Annotated in this window: 10 protein-coding genes; 2 read left to right on the plus strand and 8 right to left on the minus strand. The window is 44.7% G+C overall.

The window, feature by feature from the left end:
• Positions 1-17 precede the first annotated feature (17 nt).
• From FEM33_RS12720 to FEM33_RS12735, 4 genes are all read right to left on the minus strand, one after another.
• The gene (locus FEM33_RS12720; RefSeq protein ID WP_139012395.1) at positions 18-929 is read right to left on the minus strand and encodes a ThuA domain-containing protein; all 912 of its coding nucleotides are present in this window, start codon (positions 927-929) and stop codon (positions 18-20) included.
• A gap of 126 nt (positions 930-1,055) precedes the next feature.
• Positions 1,056-3,755, minus strand: coding sequence for a c-type cytochrome (locus FEM33_RS12725; RefSeq protein ID WP_139012396.1), 2,700 nt, complete (start codon positions 3,753-3,755; stop codon positions 1,056-1,058).
• A 309-nt stretch (positions 3,756-4,064) separates the two neighbouring features.
• Positions 4,065-5,576 (minus strand): RagB/SusD family nutrient uptake outer membrane protein, encoded by a 1,512-nt coding sequence (locus tag FEM33_RS12730; protein ID WP_139012397.1) that lies wholly within the window; start codon positions 5,574-5,576, stop codon positions 4,065-4,067.
• Between the two features lie 37 nt (positions 5,577-5,613).
• On the minus strand, positions 5,614-8,805 hold the full coding sequence (locus tag FEM33_RS12735) for a SusC/RagA family TonB-linked outer membrane protein (RefSeq protein ID WP_139012398.1): 3,192 nt from the start codon (positions 8,803-8,805) through the stop codon (positions 5,614-5,616).
• A gap of 731 nt (positions 8,806-9,536) precedes the next feature.
• On the opposite strand from FEM33_RS12735, the gene FEM33_RS12740 reads away from it, so the two are divergent.
• Positions 9,537-11,447, plus strand: a complete 1,911-nt coding sequence (locus FEM33_RS12740; protein ID WP_139012399.1) for a T9SS type B sorting domain-containing protein — start codon at positions 9,537-9,539, stop codon at positions 11,445-11,447.
• 31 nt (positions 11,448-11,478) lie between these two features.
• Here FEM33_RS12740 and FEM33_RS12745 read toward each other — a convergent pair whose 3' ends face one another.
• A complete protein-coding gene (locus FEM33_RS12745) occupies positions 11,479-11,913 on the minus strand; it encodes a helix-turn-helix transcriptional regulator (protein ID WP_139012400.1) in 435 nt (144 codons plus the stop codon).
• Positions 11,914-12,159: 246 nt separating this feature from the next.
• A complete protein-coding gene (locus FEM33_RS12750; protein ID WP_139012401.1) occupies positions 12,160-12,975 on the minus strand; it encodes a 2,3,4,5-tetrahydropyridine-2,6-dicarboxylate N-succinyltransferase in 816 nt (271 codons plus the stop codon).
• A gap of 589 nt (positions 12,976-13,564) precedes the next feature.
• On the opposite strand from FEM33_RS12750, the gene gap reads away from it, so the two are divergent.
• Positions 13,565-14,581, plus strand: coding sequence for a type I glyceraldehyde-3-phosphate dehydrogenase (gap, locus tag FEM33_RS12755; RefSeq protein WP_139012402.1), 1,017 nt, complete (start codon positions 13,565-13,567; stop codon positions 14,579-14,581).
• Positions 14,582-14,649: 68 nt separating this feature from the next.
• On the opposite strand, the gene trmB is transcribed toward gap, so the two are convergent.
• Entirely contained in the window at positions 14,650-15,309 is a 660-nt protein-coding gene (gene trmB / locus FEM33_RS12760) for a tRNA (guanosine(46)-N7)-methyltransferase TrmB (protein WP_139012403.1), read from the minus strand.
• Positions 15,310-15,323: 14 nt separating this feature from the next.
• On the minus strand, positions 15,324-16,625 hold the full coding sequence (locus tag FEM33_RS12765; protein WP_139012404.1) for a bifunctional folylpolyglutamate synthase/dihydrofolate synthase: 1,302 nt from the start codon (positions 16,623-16,625) through the stop codon (positions 15,324-15,326).
• Positions 16,626-16,627: the final 2 nt, after the last annotated feature.

Genomic DNA, 16,627 nt, shown 5'->3' on the forward strand with positions numbered 1-16,627 from the left:
ATGATTAATTGGATTGTTTATGGTTTTGCACTGCCTTTTGATGCAGTCGGAAAATTGTCAGGCACTTTTTGGGTGACCTTTCCCGTCGCTGCCCATTCTGTGCCGCGCTGTAAAGTGGTAATAAAACCGATACATTTCTGCGAATAGTTCTCATGGCCAAGCGTCGTATGAAAGATACGACCTTTTCCATATTGCAAAGTCATCAGGATGGGTTCATTTCTGCCGGAGCCTTTTTGTTCAAGCGGACTGAAAGCGGTTGCCAGTACGATCATGTTTTCTGCCGGACCTCTTAACCGGTCATACAGTTCATCTTTCTGGTGAAGCCATTCGGCCGGAAGCCCTTTCATGATCGGATGTTCCGGAACACGAGTCTTGACAATAAACTCGTGCTGATAACCATGACTTCCGCCTTTGCCCGCACTGGAATCCTGAACGATTTTCTGCTGACTTTCATCAAAATACACATACGGACCGGATTTTTCGTTTCTTCCTTCCCAACCGCCGATTCCGATCATTCTATTGTACGCTTCCCAGTTTGGAAACGCATTGTCTGCGGCATGGACTACCACGAGACCTCCCCCATTTTGTATAAATTGTTCAAATGCGTCGTTGGTTGCCCGGTTCCAGGATTCCCCGTTGTAATTGGAAAGGATAACGTCATAACCGTCAAAACTCGGATTGAAACCGGCCATGTTTTCGCCTTTTTTCGGTGCGGTAACAATAGTTGCAGTGAACAATCCGGTTTCTTCCAGAAAACCTTTCATCAGGACCGAGCCTTCTTTCATGTTCCTGTGATTGCTTTGCCCGTCAATAATCAGCACTTTGTACAGTTTTACAGGATTTAACCTGCTCACAATCAAGAAGCCGGATAGAATAAGTAAGGAAAAAACCGAAAGGACCGGCAATGCATAACCAAAAATTTTTCTCATTATGATGGTTTAAAAATACAATAGTGGCGCCTTGGGAAACGAATGATGTTTGAAACATCAACGTCAGCACCATGGCACCACTATCTTAAGACTGAATCGTTATTTTCTACTCAATACGGCAATGATCTATTTCCCGCCTTTCTGCGTTTTGCTGCTTTCTGTGTAAATCGGGTTCTGTTTGTTCCCGCCGGACATCAGATAAGCAACCAGATCCCTGAGTTCATCCGGGTTCAATCCGTTGATCAATCCCGGAAGCATGATGGAAACCGGAGACAATTTTGTTGAAACTACATCTTTCTTGCTGATTTTACGGATGGTTTTGGAATCAAACGGGTTCTGGGCGATGTGATAGAAATTGGCATCTTCATTGATCTGACGGCCTACAACGGATTGCCCGTCTTTCAAGGTATAAGCCACAGAAGCATATTGGTCCGAAACGGTTTTGTCCGGTAAAATAATGGATTCAAGCACATCCTTGGCTGAAAAACGTGTTCCAAGCTGCGTAAGATCCGGCCCCACATCGGAACCTTCACCCTGAATCATGTGGCAGCGACTGCAAAGTACGGCAGAGAAAATCATTTTACCCCGTTCAAAATCACGGTTTGCCAGACTGTCTTGTACCAAAGCCACCGCTTCTTCCACTTTCCAGCCCCGGCCCGGACCTTTTGGCGTGTACAATTTGGCAAGATCATTTCCTGTGCCTGTCAGCAATTCGGCTCCGGACAGCTTGTTGTAATAGGCAACTTTGTCTTTCGGAACATTTTTCAAAGCCATTTGTCTTGCCTTGTCAATGAAGCCGATGTAGCTGCGACCGCCCTGATAGCTGAATGCTTTATGGAACCATTTGAAATATTGCTCGCTCAATTGTGGTGTCCAGCCGGTTTTGGCGCTGCTCAGCATGATGGCGTAAAAAGTCTGCTGCTGTGGCGGCATTTTCTCCAGAAGTCCGGCAAGATCCAGGCCGTACTGCGGATTGCGCAGGATCAAATCGGCAGAAGCCGTAACCATTTCATTGTCCTTGTCATCGAATTTCTCATTTTTCTCGATTAATGCAAGTGTTTTTTCAACTGCTTTGGGTGCTTCCAGCGTGATCAGGATTTTGCTCAGAAAACGGTTCTGCAAGGCATTCGGAGAAGGATATTTCGGATTCAGGTAAGCAATGACGGCTTGTTTGGTAGCTGCGTCCGGCTGACCGGTACGGTAAAGCGTTACTTCCACCGCACGCAAAAGCGCCTGTTTCTGAAGATCGTCCAGTTTGTTATAATCGATTTTTGTCAAGCCTTTCAGAATAGGCCCTCCTACTTTGGAAGAATCTCCTTCCCGGGCCAGCGCGATGGATGCATAAATCAAAGTCTGCGGATCTTTTTCGGCATAAACCTTATTTTCCCATTCTGCAACAGGCTGATGTTCAATAGCTAAACGAGCTGCAAACCGCAGGAAGCGATCCGGGCTTTTCAGGTACGGCCAGGCTGTTTCCACTGCTTTCGGGTCTTTTTTCGCATGGAATTTTTCCAGTTCCGTACGTTGTTTGTGCTCTGCAGTAAGTTCTGGTTTTACTTCATTGGAACCAGCCGGAATGTTCTGATAATCACCGTAATAAACGCGGTAGAGATCCGATTCCAGGCGACGGCCGCCGGTCAGGAAATACAATGCGCCGTCCGGGCCAATGGCTCCGTCCGTCAACGGAAGCGGTGCACCGGAAAGGAATTCTTCATGATCGGCAGAGTAAGTCGAGCCGTTGGGTTTCAGGTGCAGGCCATGTACGATACCGAAACTCCAGTCAAATGCCAGCAGCGTGTTTTTGTATTTGGCAGGAAACCGCGCATTGCTCAGATAAATCAAATTTGTCGGTGAACCCTGACCGATGTTCATGATCGGCGAAAGAAAATCGGCGAATGCTGGCGAAGTATTGGCCGAACCCGTTCTCCACCCGTAATCACCGCCGCTAGTGGCATGACAAACGCGTGTCGGGCGATACCACGGCGTGCCGAAATCCCACTCCATGTCCGAATCATAAATGAAAAGGTCGCCTGCTTCGTTGAATGCAATGTCGTACGAGTTTCTGTAACCGGCACTTACAAGTTCCCATTTTTTACCTTCCGGATCGGTATGTGCAATCCAGCCACCCGGCGCGTTGCGGTCTACGGCATGGCCGCGCGGATCTTTTATCCATGGAAACAGGTTGTCGTTTTTCCAGTTTGGCATCAGCCGGTAAGAATCCATTTTAGGCAAATCGGTGAAATTGCCAGCGACTACATAAAGAGACTGTTTGTCCGGAGACAGCACAATGCTGTGCGGTCCGTGCTCGCCTTCACCAACCAGCGGTTTGATCAGCGTAATTTTGTCATACTGATCGTTGTTGTCGGTATCCTGTAAACGGTACAAGCCGCTTCCTTTCGGAAATTTCGGATTTTCACGATTGTTGATCATGACATAAAGGCTGTTGAAAGCATACAGCAAACCATGCGCGTAACCCATGGCTACTTTTGCCGTATCGCCTTCCACCCGCAAAGTCTCCACTTTCGGTTTTTCCGTTGAACCGATCGCAGGCAGCACAAGCCGGAACAATCCGCCATACTGATCGGATGTAATCATCCGGCCTTTGTCGTCAAAAGTCATGGAAACCCAGGAACCGTTTTTTTCTTCGGAAGGGCTATATAAATGTTCAGCCTTGAAGCCTTCCGGCAATTTAATTTTGTCGACCTTGGAGCCGGGCGGACGGTGTTTGGCAGTCCGGTTACTCAGCATCACTCCGCAAAAGACGCAGACAGCTACCAGTGCAGCCAGCATCATCGGAAGTTTAAACCATTGTTTTTTCGTGTACATTTTACGAATCAGCGTTTAAGTAATTATTAATGAAACAGGATTTAGATGAGACTTTCGGAAAGAAGATTGGTTATAATTAAACGTTCCTTGTTGCATGAACATATCTGTGAATACAGCATAAATCTTAAATAAAACTAACAAAAACTAAGAATAGTCTGATATGCAATGATAAAGCGAACCGATGAACGTTCCATCCTGCTCTGTCGGGAAAGACGTATATTTAAGGATATTCTAAGTTTTTAACACAAAAAGTGTAGTCAGTAATCATCTGCTACACTTTTTGTCTATTACGCTTTATGGATGTTGCTTTTAAAAATGCGGCGTCAATGCAGCTTCCACTGCAGGCAATCCGTAGTAATCATCCAGGACTGTAAAAGCATTCGGCGGCGGAACGGCTCCTTTCGGGAAATAGTAAGCGGCCGGATTAGCCTTCACTTTTGCACCATAAGCACCGATGATTTCCTTCACACGTCCGGTTCTGGTCAGATCAAACCAGCGCTTGTTTTCAAATGCAAGTTCCACACGTCTTTCCTTGAAAATGGCTTCCCGCATGGCAACCTGCGATGTGGCCGTTGTTGCAGCTAGTCCAGCCCGGGTACGCACCTGATTCAGATAAGTAGCTGCCTCGGTTGTTTTTCCCTGTTCATTCAGCGCTTCTGCAGCAAACAACAGCACTTCTACATAACGGTACACAGGCCAGTTCTGACCGGTATTGTTATGCTGTGCATGTGTTTTTGCATATTTCTTGATGTACGGGAACGTTTTGTTTTCCGTCAGCGCCTGGCTTAACGTAACATAACCGATGGAAGCATCCTTACGTTTGTCACCCGCTTCATAGGCGGCAATCAGATCCGGTGTCGGGATGTTGTTACTTTCCTGCGAAGTAGGCTGCGGATTGGCGGTTCCTGTAATCGGTGCGATTTCGGCTGCGGTAATGGGAGACGGAAGGAAACGGTAAATCTGGTTTCCGTTGTACCCGGCCGATCCTTCCATATACTGGATCTCGAAAATGGATTCCTGATTGTTCTTGTTTGCAGTCGTCGTCGAGAAAGCATTGGCGTAATCCGGCATGAGGCTGTATCCGTCATTGGCGATCACGTCTTTTGCCAGTGTTTCAACCTGCGCCCATTTTTTCTGTGTCAGGTAAAGATTTGCAAGTAACGTTTTGGCAGCTCCGGAAGTGGCACGTCCTGCTTCCTGTTTTGCTTTATTCGGCAGCATTTTACTGGCATCCAGCGCATCTTTCTCAATCTGCGCGTAGATTTCCTCAGTTCCGGAAAGCGGCAAAGCGGCATCTTCACGGCCCGTCACCGGTGTCAGATGCAAGGGCACTTTACCGAAAAGACGCACCAGGTCAAAGTATGCAAACGCACGAAGAAACAAAGCCTGTCCTCTTAAGTTGTTTTTCGATGCTTCGGGAAAATCAATGTTGTCGATGGAAGTAATCACCTGATTGGCCCTTGCAATGATTTGGTAGTTCAAACGGTACTGCACCAGTACGTTATCGTTGGCGGTAACACCGCCTGCTGTCGGAACGGCAAAATCAGCAACGTTCTCAGTTGGGTCAACAGCTCCGTAAAGGGTATTTCTGGCATAATACGTATTGTCCGAATGCATTTCTTCCAGTACCCAGGCCCTTTCGTTGAACATCTGGCGGAGCGGAACATAAATTCCGTTGACGGCCTGCTGGAAATCAGCCTCGTTTTTAAAGAATGTGGCAGAGCTCAGAGCCGTTTCGGGTACTACGGTCAGGAATTCTTCCCGGCATCCGGCCAATGCAAGTACCAGAAGACAGCTTGCGATATATTTCGTTTTTTTCATTTCTGATCAGAATTTATAAAAATTAGATTTTACCGACTTAGAAGTTCAGGTTTACACCCAATGTCCATGTACGCGGAACCGGATAGTTGGAAAAGTCAACCCCCTGGCTCAGGTTGCCGCCGTCGCCGTTTCCATCTCCCTGCGCGCTGGTTTCAGGATTCGGTCCGCCTTTGTATTTAGTAAATACATAAACCTGCTGGATGGAAGCATACAACCTTGCCGATTTGAATACTTTGTTCACTTTACCGATGTTGTAACCCAGCGTAATGTTCTTGATGGTGAAGTAAGAAGCATCAGCAACAAAGTGAGAGCTGTTCCAGTCGCGTTCTATACCGGTATAGTTACCACCGTTGTTGGTGGCACCAAACATGCCGTTTCCAGTGGAAATAACCTGTGTTGCCACGCCGTTTGCATCATTCTTGACACGAAAACGATCTTTAACGCCAGCCACCATATTGAATACACCGTCGAGGTTTGCCGTACTGTAAAGGTGGCGGACCCAGAGCTGGTTGCCTTGTGAACCTGAACCTGTAATGGACAGATCCCAGTTTTTGTAGCTCAGGTTATTGGTAATTCCGTATGTAAACTTGGGAAACGGGTTACCGATGATGGTTCTGTCATCAGCGTCACCGCCATAGGTGATAACGCCGTCGCCGTTCACATCTTTCATCTTGATTGTACCAATGGCTGAACGTCCCGGAATGATCGGTGAACTGGCAAGGTCTTCTGCATTCATGTAAAATCCTTCTTTTACCAGACCATAAAACTGTCCGAACGGCTTGCCAACCTGCGTGATGTGGAAAGAACCGTAAACACGGTCGATGCCCGGAGCCAGTTCCAGTACTTTGTTGCGGTTGAATGAAATGTTGGCATTCGTTGTCCATTTCAGTCTTCCTTCCAGGTTACGTGTCGTCAACGAAAATTCATGTCCCCAGAACTTGATTTCTCCGATGTTGTCATTGAAGTTGGTGAAACCTGCTTCCTGCGGAATCTGTACGGCATACAACAGATTGGTAGTCCGTTTTGTATAGAAGTCATAAATGAACTGGATACGGTCATTGAACAAACCCAGATCCAGCCCCAGGTCCATTTGTTTGGTTGTTTCCCAGCCGAGGTTGTTGTTTGCAAGGGAAGTAACCACGGCACCCGTTGCCACGTTGTTGCCAAATACCGCATTGGTTGTATTGTTGACCAGCGCATACTGCGTATAGTTACCGATGTTATTGTTACCGATTACACCATAGCTGCCTCTGATTTTAGCAAAAGAAACCTTGGCAATATTCTTGAAAAATTCTTCATCCGATATTACCCAGCCGGCCGAAACGGAAGGGAATGTTCCCCAGCGGTTATCAGAACCAAAGCGGGAAGAACCATCCGCACGAACCGCAGCTGTAAACAGATATTTGCCTTTGTAGTTATAAGACAGACGGGATAGATACGATGTCAGAGACCATTCATTGAAACCGCTGAATGTTCCGCCCCGGTTGATGTTCAGCGCACCCTGGATCGTTGGCAGTCTGTCGTCTGCATAGGTATCCGCCTGAATACGGGCAAAATCCTGGGTATAACGCTGCTGTGTAAAACCGGCCAGCAACTCAAAGTTGTGATTCCCGAAACTGGTGTTATAAACCGCGGTATTTTCGTTCAGCCAGCTGATGTTTTCCAGACTCTGGCGGGTTGTAACAGCCGTAGTCGGAACCGGAACGTTGATATTGCTGGTGGCAGTGGACGGGTTGAAGAAGAAAAACTTGTTGTTTTCATATTCAACGTTAAGCGTCGTTCTGAGTGTAAGCCCTTTAACCGGGTTTAGTACCAGATACGTATTGCCCAGCAGTTTTGTAGTCTTGGTTTCATTCACCAGTTCTTCGGCAGCGCGCACCCAGTTCGGGTAATCAAAGATGTTGCCTGTGCTTCCGGGAAAGTTGTTGTATTTTGTCAGCTGGCCATTTGCATCATAAATCGGCATGACCGGCCATGTATGCAGCGCATTGAAAAGAATCCCTGTGCCGCGGTCACCGTCGGTTCTCGGCGTATTGTCGTAAACATATTGCGGAGCGATATTAAAGCCGATTTTTACTTTGCTCGTTATATCATATTCCGAATTCATACGGAGCGAATAACGCTTGTAATCGTTATTCAGCACAACGCCCTGCTGGTTGAAAATACCCGCAACCAGGGAAGTTTTCAGGTTTTCCTTATTGGAAGTCACCGTCAGGTTATAGCTTTGAATCGGCGCAGTCCGTAAAAGGGCATCATACCAGTCATTGTTTTTACCTCTGAAACTGGACGGATTTTCAAATTCTTTCGGGACCGGCTGATTCTGGTCTTCGTAATATTCTTTTTTAAACTGTGCGAATTCTTCGGCGTTAAGCATCTTTACACGGCCTTTTTCTGCGACTTTCTGAAAACCATAGAAAGAATTCAGGCTTACGCTTGTTTCACCGGGTTTCCCTTTTTTGGTTGTAATCAATACAACGCCGTTGGCAGCGCGGGAACCGTAAAGAGAAGTAGAGGCTGCATCTTTCAGAATGGATATATCCTCAATCTCGTCCGGGTTGATCGTACCTATATTCCCTGTGATCGGAAAACCGTCTATTACATATAAAGGATCACTACCGGCAGAAACCGAAACCTGTCCGCGGATACGAACCGACATCCCCTGTCCGGGCTTGCCCGTAGTCTGGTTGATCTGAACACCGGCGAGCCTTCCCTGTAATTTCTGAGTAACCTGAGAAACGGGAATGTCTTTCAGTTCTTCACTTTTTACCGTCTGAACCGAACCCGTAATTTCCTTTTTCAGCTGACTGCCGTATCCGACCACAACTACTTCGGAAAGCGCCTTGGAATCGGTTGCCATTTTAATGTCGATGGTGGAACCGCTTCCGAGCGGGACTTCCTGCGACAGAAAACCGACCGAAGAAAAAATCAGCGTGCCGCCCTGATCTGGAACAGTGATGCTGTATGCACCGTCTGCATCCGAAACGGTTCCGGTTGTAGATCCTTTCAGGACAATGCTGACTCCCGGTATTTTCTCGCCGGTTTCGTCTGTGACTTTTCCTGTGATCGTCCGGTCAATGGTGATGTTGCTTTTTACAGCGTGGCCTGGAAACGGATGATGATCTGCCATTGCATTTACGCCGCAGGCAACACCAATAAGCACCTGGCTCAATGATATTTTCAGTATGGAATTAAGCCGGGTACAATGTAATGATTGTCGAAATTGATTCATACGATTAAATTTAAGAATTGGAAATAGGCTTGGATTTAAGGACTGCTATGTAAGCCGATCTGGCTTCATTACGTATCGTTCTGTTACATCATGTGTTTTGGGTTAGGGTTAAAAAATCTTTCAAGGGTTAGGAACAGGCAGTTCAGCATGGTTAAGGGTAATAAAAGTTTAATTTTTTACTGTTTTAATCTTATTTATACCTTAATGTTCTTCTTCTTTGATGCCTGTAAAAGCATCAAAGGGTGCAATGGACTTAAACCAGATGGGATTACTTTAAGAAAAAACTATGCTTTTGTATGTAAAAGCACAAATTATAATATATATAATAATATTAATGCAATAGTAAAATGAATGGAAGAACTGACTGTCCTGCTCTGTCTGGTTTTAATTAATATTTAATAAGTATGACTTTATTGGACATATCCTGTAAAAAAGCATATGACAAACAACAAAACTGGATGTAAACAGGACGGTCTTGGATAATTGAAAGTGCAGAATATACCCGGCATGGATTTCCTTCATGGACAAAGCAAATCCGCATCGTCCATGACCGCACATGCATGTAAAACCACCGCTGGTGCTTTCATAAATGAAACAAAACGGAAAGGAAATGGATAAATGCCGTTATTTCTATAAATTTACGGTAACAGTGGTCTTTTAACTGTTTCATCAACGTCTTCCGATGCCATACTGAATTTGTACAGATTCGATAATGAAATGCTTTCAGGCAAATGATTAGAAACTTATACTGCTTTTTGCTCCTGCTTCTGCTGACCTGGTTTGCCGGTACAAACGCCATGGCAAACCATATTGTGGGCGGAGAGTTACAGATGAAACCGTCCGGAGCAGCCGGCAACTTCGAGGTTACCCTGATCCAGATATGGGATCAGAACAATCTGGTGGTTTCCACACCCAATGTCACCGGAAACCGCGATCCGGAAGCCACGCTCTATATATACAGAAAAAAGGACGACCGCATGATGGGTGAAATACAGGCTGCCTATGTTTCCGTCAAAACCATTCCATATCAGAATAAAGCATGTGCAAGCATTCGTTCGTTGAATACCTCCATGGGTACATACCGGGGGAATATTTTTCTGGATCCCGGCAAATACAATGATCCGGAAGGCTACTATATTATATGGGAACGCTGCTGCCGCAACGACGATATCAATAACATTGTTTCCCCCGGCGATAACGGAATGGTCTTTTATCTGGAATTTCCGCCGGTTACAGTAAGCAATTCTTCGCCTGAGTTTCTTCCGCCCAACGGACAGTACATTTGCAGCAAACGGCCTTTTTCCATGAATATGTCAGCGACGGACAAGGACGGAGATGAACTCCGGTATTCGCTCGTGACGCCTTATCGCGGAAATACAACGCCCGACGATCCGTATGGCGCGGCCAATGTCAGCAATGGTTATCCGCTGGTTACCTGGTCACGGGGTATTTCACTTTCCAATATTATCCCGGGTTCAAGCCCGCTCAGCGTTAGCAATTCGGGTATGTTAACCGTAAATGCTAATAAACTTGGTCTGTATGTATTCACCATTCAGTGTGAAGAATACAGGAATGGCAGAAAAATTGGTGTAGTCAGAAGAGATTTTCAGCTGCTTGTTATAGACTGCAATGATGAAACACCGGAAAAACCGGTTATTCTTTATGACTCCAAGCCGGTAACGGAAGTGGAATTCTGCCCGGACAGATCCATAGAACTCAGTACAGCAAGTTCACAGGGCTGGGCTTATCAGTGGCAGCAGAACGGATTGAATATTCCGGGCGCAGTGGACGCGAGCATTGTAGTAAAAGACAGCGGATCCTATTCGGTCATCAAAAGCTTTGTTGGAAAATGTTCAAGGGATACCGCATCGGAAACAGTCCATGCCCGATTTACGGAACCTATATTGGCAGTTATTACCTCTGATAACCCTGTATTGTGTCCCGGCGGAGTCGTTAATCTGACTGCGAATGGCGGCAATGTTGCCAATGATCTTGAAATTGAGTGGAAAAAGGATAATGCCATTCTGGCACATTCCGGTCCGGTATTGAGCATCCGTGATGCCGGTACTTATCTGTTGAAGATCACAAATACTGCGGATGGCTGTACCGGAACAGACACAACCAATATTTCAAAAGACGACATTAATGTAGTGCTTCCGGAAAAGACCGGCGTTATAACCGGGGCCAGTGTAAAGCTGGTTCCGGCCATCTCACCGCCGAATGCCAATTTTGTGTATAGCTGGTCGCCGCCGGAAGGATTGGTTTCAGATAGCAAGGTGAAAGATGCCGTGATAGCTCCGCAGTCCGACACGCAGTATATCCTTTCGGTAACATCGGAAAACGGATGTGTTGCTGAGGACAGTACTTTGGTTTTTGTCATAGAAAAAATACACATACCAACGACTTTCAGCCCGAACAACGACGGCCATAATGATACTTTCAAAATAATAGATACCAAAAACCGGATTGAAGAAGTAAGCATCTTTAATCGCTGGGGCGAAGTAATTTTCCATTCAAAAGGATATGCTGAACCCTGGAACGGAACATTTCAAAACAAGCCTTTGCCTGCGGGCAGTTACCCGTATATTATCAAGGCCCAACTTCAGCAACCCGTCGAAGGCTCCATTTTATTATTAAAGTAAAAAGCAGTTCTGCCGGTAAACGGGCATGCTGTCACATGCCCTGCCTGAACTCCTGGAACGTGCCGTCGTTATAAAAGATCAGGATTCTTTCTACGGTTTTATCCTGTCTGGACGGGGCTTCACTGACAGCCACATTCTCGCGTGTCCGGGCAGTAGTAGGATTATATTTTCGATGCGATTCTGACGCGGTCGGGTATGGCGTTTTTCTTTCATTTGCCGGGGTGTAAGAATGCCTTTCCTGAAAGTCGTTCTGTTCCGACGGTAGACTTTCATCATCCATAATCCAGTTCAGGCCGATTTCCGGAAACCGGCGAATGATCTTCTGCACAATGTCCAGGCTAGGCTTGTTTCTTCCAGCAAGAATGTGGGAAATACTTGAACGCTGTATACCAATCTCATCCGCAAACAAAGAGGGTGAAATGTTTTTCTCGATCAGTATCTGTTTAATCTTTTCATTCAGATCCATAATTGCATGATGTAATTTAATGTAACAATGCTCAAACTTAATCAATTTACATTATTAAACAAACAATAATTCACTTAATTAAATTTAATGAATTAAATAGTTAACAAAATTAAACTATTGAAATTTATATATGTAAATTTAACATTCTGCATTGCCTTCCACTTAACAGGCAGTTTACATCATTAAAAAACAAAAAAGGCTGCCTATGCAAGTTATAAGCAGCCTGAATAAATTGGATATATTTTTCTAAACCGCTACCTGATTCTCACGCAATGCATCATTGAGAGAAGTCTTCAGATCGGTGCTTGGTTTTCTTTTTCCAATGATCAAAGCACAGGGAACATGAAAAGTTCCGGCGGCAAATTCTTTTGGTAAAGTACCGGGAATCACAACACAATCTTCCGGAACATAACCTTTATATTCGACGGGTGTATTCCCCGTAACATCGATGATTTTGGAGCTTCCGGTAATGGTTACGCCAGCGCCGAGAACCGCTCTCTTGCCTATATGTGCGCCCTCGACAACAATGCATCTGGATCCGATAAAAGCACCGTCTTCAATAATAACAGGAGAAGCCTGCACCGGTTCCAGAACACCGCCCACTCCTACTCCTCCGCTCAGGTGAACGTTCTTTCCGATCTGCGCACAGCTGCCTACCGTGGCCCACGTATCGACCATTGTACCTTCATCTATGTAAGCGCCGATGTTTACATAAGAAGGCATCAGCACAACACCTTTGGAAATGTATGCGCCGTATCTCGCGACTGCTGGCGGAACAACCCTGATACCAAGTTTATCATAACCTGTTTTCAGTTTCATTTTATCATGATACTGAAAAATGCCGACTTCACTGACTTCCATTTGTTGGATCGGAAAGTACAGAATGATTGCTTTTTTCAAAGCCTGGTTAACCTTCCATTCTCCGTTTTCCAGAGGTTCCGCTACTCTTATCTTTCCTTTATCTACTTCCTCAATAATATCTTTTATAAATCTGATTGCTTCCGGATCTTTAAGAAGCTCTCTATTCTCCCAATAAGACTCAATTTGATGCTCGTAACTCATGTTAAAGTAATTAATTAATAAACTATATTTAATGCATTGAAATACAATAAATTACAACATTGTATAATACAATATTTTACAAATAAGGAAATCTTAAATAGAATCTATGGCCTTTCCTCCTACCCTAAATTTAGCTTAATAAACGCATGTTATCAAATACTGAACGTAATTATTGTTGTTTGTAAGTAAACAGCGGCAAACCGCAATTGACATACGGAAATCATAATGTTTATAATGGAGCTGTTCCCGTATTTATAGTGAAGACTCGTCTTATTTCATCACGGAGGCACTTGGATGAAATTCAGTTTATTTAAATGATTATCCCTCCTGTTCAATTTTAAGAGCATATTGATTTAAAGATGGGTTGTACTGTTATAAACAATACTTAAATTAACGCATTTATTTTAACTACAATATTTAGTATTTAGCAAAATATCCCTATTGCTAACATAGTTAGTTTATCCAATTATTACTAATATGAGTGGTATTAGCTCGCGCGATTTACTAGCGATGAATTTTGAGATATTCCTTTAAAACCGAATACATTTTTATTAATATTGCCCTTTAAATAAATCAAATTAAGAAAGACATGTCTAACGTAAAAGTTGCAATTAATGGATTTGGTCGTATCGGCCGTCTGGTTTATCGTCAGATTTATAATATGGAAGGCATTGATATTGTTGCCATCAATGATCTGACCAGCCCAAAAGTATTAGCACACTTACTTAAATACGATACAGCACACGGCCGCTTTGATGCGGAAGTTAAAACAACCGATAATTCTATTGTTGTAAACGGTGAAAATATCGTGATCTATGCACAGCGTGATCCTGCACAGATTCCCTGGGGATCTCATGATGTAGACGTTGTTCTGGAATGTACCGGATTTTTTACCAGCCAGGAATCAGCAAGTGCACACATCAAGGCTGGCGCTAAGAAAGTAGTTATTTCTGCACCGGCAACAGGCGATCTGAAAACAATCGTTTATAATGTTAACCATGACATTCTGGACGGATCTGAAACCATCATCAGCGGTGCATCTTGTACAACCAACTGCCTTGCACCAATGGCGCAGGTTCTGGAAGAGAAATTCGGTATTGTAAATGGCCTGATGACAACCATTCATGCCTATACAAATGACCAGAATACACAAGACGCACCTCACGCAAAAGGAGATTTGAGACGCGCAAGAGCTGCTGCCCAGAACATCGTTCCAAACAGCACAGGTGCTGCAAAAGCAATCGGTCTTGTTTTGCCGGCTTTGAAAGGCAAGCTCGACGGATCGGCTCAGCGGGTTCCAACCCTGACCGGTTCTTTGACGGAACTTACGGTAATTCTTGGCAAAGAAACTTCTGTTGAGGAAATTAATGCGGCCATGAAAGAAGCGGCTAACGAAAGCTACGGTTATACCGAAGATGAAATCGTAAGCAGCGACATCATAGGCATCAGCTACGGCTCTCTGTTTGACGCCACGCAAACAAGAGTTCAGAAAGTTGGTGATACACAAATTGTAAGAACAGTAAGCTGGTACGACAATGAAATGTCTTACGTTTCTCAGCTGGTAAGAACTGTTTATTACTTCGCAGGATTGATCGGAAATAAATAAGCTCCGTTTATAACCAATAAAAATGCCGTTTCAGCAATAGTGGAAACGGCATTTTTTATGTCCAATGCTTATAAAACAACAGCATTAATGTATTTTATAGTATAACCTTTGGCTGTAAATATCCGTTCGTAATGGGTCGTTACGCCGTAATGGTCATCCAGCAGATGCGAATTGTAAAGATCGGAAGTATGTTCGATGATTTTGTACATGCCCGACTTTTCAATCGTTTCCAGGGTATAATCATATAAAAACGTGCTGTCCGTTTTCAGACAAAACTTTCCGTCTGGTTTCAGGAAAGCTGCATAATCGTTCAGATACCTTAAGTTTGTGAGCCGCTTGGCTTCATCGCGTGCTCTTACCTGCGGATCGGGATGGATAAGCCAGATTTCACTTACTTCATTCCGGTCAAAAAACTCATGTGCATACTGAATACCAGCCCGCAGAAAAGCGACGTTTGAAAGGTTTTTTTCGGATGCAAGCTGGCTCCCTCTTGCAATCCGGTCACCTTTCAGATCCATTCCTATATAGTTTTTTTCGGGAAAACGGGCGCTTAAACCAACGGTGTACTCTCCTTTTCCGCAAGCCAGTTCCAGCACAACCGGATTCTCGTTTTTAAAATAAACCTCGTTCCATTTACCTTTTATCTGTGTATACAAAGGTTTTCCCGCTTCAATCACATTGTGTGCTTCAGCACTGAAGCGGTAATGGTCTAACTTTCTTCTGCTCATTAAATGTATTCAATTTATAACTGTTCGAGGTCAGCTACGACAAATGTACTTCCGCCAACATAAATGGTATCATCCGGATGCGACTCCCGGACGGCTTCTTTCAGGGCTTCGTTGACATTCGGATAAACATTTCCCTGCAAGCCATACTGCAATGCCATACGCTGAAGATCTTCTGCCTTTAATGCACGCATATTGGAAGGCTGACAAAAATAAAATTTTCCGTCTGAAGGAAACAATTGAAGCATGCTGGTGATGTCTTTGTCACCAACAAAACCGATGACAAACCGTGGCTGGCCGCTTGAAATACTTGCAAACTGCTGCATGGTTTCTGACAAACCGGCGGGATTGTGCGCAGTATCGCAATAGACGGAAGGATTATCCTGAAGTTTCTGCCAGCGGCCTTTTAATCCCGTCAGTTCAACCACGGAATCCAAAGCTGATGTTACGTCATGGTCCTGTATTTTCCAGCCTTTCGATTTTAAGATCCGGACTGCCGTCAGAACGCCGCCGAGGTTTTTAACTTGGTAATTGCCCGTAAGATCAAGCTGGAGGTTGGAGTAAAGAACGTCCATGGTAGATTTTTCACAAACCCTGACATTCATCTTGCCATTCAGGAAACCTGTCTTTCTGATGTCGTACAACTGTGAACCGTAATAAAGCGGTGCATTAAGATCCGCAGCAGTCTGCATGAAAACCGTGCTGATTTCTTCATTCTGATATTCACTGATGACGATGGGGACACCGGGTTTGATGATACCGGCTTTTTCAACAGCGATCTTTCCAAGCGTGTCACCTAGAAACTGCGTATGATCCAGACTGATGTTAGTAATCAAAGACAATTCCGGCTGAATAATATTGGTCGAATCCAGTCTGCCGCCCATTCCTACCTCAATAACGGCTACATCCACTTTTTCGTAACTGAAATAGGCAAATGCCATAAAAACAGCTACTTCAAAGAAGGAAGGACTTAATCTATCGATGTTAGATTTTTGATCATCTATAAATTGGGCTATAAAACCGGCGTCTGCATACACCCCGTTGACACGTATCCTTTCCCGGAAATCCTTCAGGTGCGGAGAAGTATACAGTCCGACTTTGTATCCGGCTTTCTGGAGAACGGCAGCAATCATATGCGAAGTACTGCCTTTTCCGTTGGTTCCGCCGATATGGATGGTCGGATAATTGTTTTGCGGGTTTCCGGCCAGCTTGCAAAGCTCCGTAGTAGTATGAAGGCCCGGTTTGAAAGCCCGGGCTCCGATATTGTGAAAAACCGGCAATTTGCTGTACAGGTAATCTAATGTTTCCTGATAATCCATTC

Source organism: Dyadobacter flavalbus (assembly GCF_006149045.1).
In the GTDB taxonomy this organism is placed as follows: domain Bacteria; phylum Bacteroidota; class Bacteroidia; order Cytophagales; family Spirosomataceae; genus Dyadobacter; species Dyadobacter flavalbus.